Genomic DNA, 1884 nt, shown 5'->3' with positions numbered 1-1884 from the left:
TTGCCTACCAGCACCTGGACGGCGACAGCAAGTTCCTGCGCATCGACGGCACCAGCGGCGGCACCCTGGTCAACGACGGCTTCACCAACAGCTACGACGCCCCCGAAGAGCGTTCCTGGCAGATCCGCCACGACTACAACTTCGCCGGCCTCGGCATCCCCGCCCTGACCCTGATGAACCGCTACGTCAGCGGCTCCAACATCCACGCCGGCGGCCGCACCGACGCCGAGGAGTGGGGCCGCGAGTCCGAGCTGGCCTACACCATCCAGGAAGGCAGCCTGAAGAACCTCAGCGTGCGCTGGCGCAACTCCGACGTGCGTCGCGACGTCGGCATGGACCTGCAGGAGAACCGCCTGATCATCAACTACCCGCTGTCGATCCTGTAACGCCCGACGCGCCAGCGCGTCCGCTTGTCTCCATGTGTGTACGGCACTTTGCGCCCGTCCTTGCGACGGGCTTTTTTTTGCCTGCAGATCCAACGGCTTGCCGCTGGCCCCTATTCCCCCTTCAGCGCAGCTGGCCCACCATCTGCGCCAGCACCGTCAACACGTCCCGCCCCAGCTGCTTCGAGCGCGCGCCGTTCCAGCCGGTGCGTGGCTGCGGGTTGTCGTCGTGGTCCTTGAACGGCATCTCGATGGTGAACGACAGGCAGTCGAAGGCCTGGCCCACGGCGTTGCACGCCAGGGTCAGGTTGGCCTGGCCGGGTTCGTCGCGCGGGTAGCCGAAACGGGTCTGGAACTCGGCGCCTATGCCCACCAAGCGCCGACGGAAGTCCTCCTCCAGCGCAGCCAGGCGCGGCGTGTAACCGGGGTTGCCCTCGCAGCCGGCGGTGAACACGTGAGGAATTTCCTCGTCGCCGTGGATATCCAGGAACAGGTCGACGCCGATGCGCTGCATCTGTTGCAGCACGAACAGCACTTCCGGGCTGCGCTCGGCGCTGGCCGACTGCCAGGCGCGGTTGAGGTCCTGCCCCGCATGGTTGGTGCGCAGGTGGCCGCGAAAGGCGCCGTCGGGGTTCATGTTCGGCACCAGGTACAGCTCGGCCTGGGCCAGCAGCGCATTCAACTCGGCATCCTGCGGGTCCTGCAGGCGCTCGATCAGCCCTTCCATGAACCACTCGGCCATGTGCTCGCCGGGATGCTGCTGGGCGATGATCCACAGCTTGCGCGGCGTCTGCGCCTGGCGCGCGATGCGCAGCAGCTGGATATCGCGCCCTTCCAGGCTCTTGCCGCAGGCCAGCAGCTCGGCGCCGGCCTGGCTCAGCGCCTGCTCGATCAGCGCATCGTGGCGTGCCCGGCTATAGGGCTCGAAATAGGCGAACCAGGCCTGCGCGCGCTCGGCCTGCAGCTCGAAGTGCAACTGGCCGTCCGCGAAGCGGGTGGGCACGCGAAACCAGTCTTGCCGGTCGTAGCTGGCCACGGCCTGGTAGCCGTCCCAGGCATTGTTGTAGGCCGACTGTCCGGCGTTGGTCAGGCTGAAGGCGTGGTGCTGCCCCGGCTGCAGGCCGTCCACCTGAAAGTGAAACCACTGGAAATGATGACTGTTGAGGTCCGGGCGCATGGCCAGCAGCACCCGCTGCGGGTCGCTGGCGTCGATGACCTGGATATTGCCGCTGTCGAAATCCGCGCTGATCTTCATGAATGCCTCGTGAGCCGAAATCAGCCGTCAGGATTGCAGCTCGCCGCGTCGCTGTGAAGGCAGACAGGTCGCTCCTGGCGAACTAAGGTTGGCAAGGTCGGCCTAACGGCCTGAGCCGACTCAACCAGAGAATCCCGCCATGCCCAGCCCCATCCTCCTGCGCCACAGCCTCACCGCCCTGCTCGCCCTGACGCTGCTGGCCGGCTGCGCCGCCCGCGAGCCCAGCCCGGCAGGATGAAGGCCATG

General features: G+C 66.8%; 2 protein-coding genes. One reads left to right on the top strand and one right to left on the bottom strand.

All coding sequences use genetic code 11. The features are described from left to right. The coding region (locus tag N878_RS19190) for an OprD family outer membrane porin (protein ID WP_021445187.1) at positions 1 to 386 on the top strand (386 nt) is incomplete at its 5' end. A gap of 121 nt (positions 387 to 507) precedes the next feature. On the opposite strand, the gene N878_RS19185 is transcribed toward N878_RS19190, so the two are convergent. Further along, complete coding sequence (locus N878_RS19185) at positions 508 to 1638, bottom strand: M14-type cytosolic carboxypeptidase (protein WP_021445186.1); 1131 nt, start codon at positions 1636 to 1638, stop codon at positions 508 to 510. Between the last annotated feature and the right edge of the window lie 246 nt (positions 1639 to 1884).

The organism is Pseudomonas sp. EGD-AK9 (assembly GCF_000465935.2).
Taxonomy (GTDB): Bacteria; Pseudomonadota; Gammaproteobacteria; order Pseudomonadales; family Pseudomonadaceae; genus Aquipseudomonas.
This window is presented reverse-complemented; position numbering and strand designations above follow the sequence as displayed.

What these genes read in the sequence shown, in the direction of transcription:
- N878_RS19185 (WP_021445186.1), bottom strand. Translation starts at nt 1,638, where the DNA reads ATGAAGATCAGCGCGGATTTCGACAGCGGCAATATCCAGGTCATCGAC.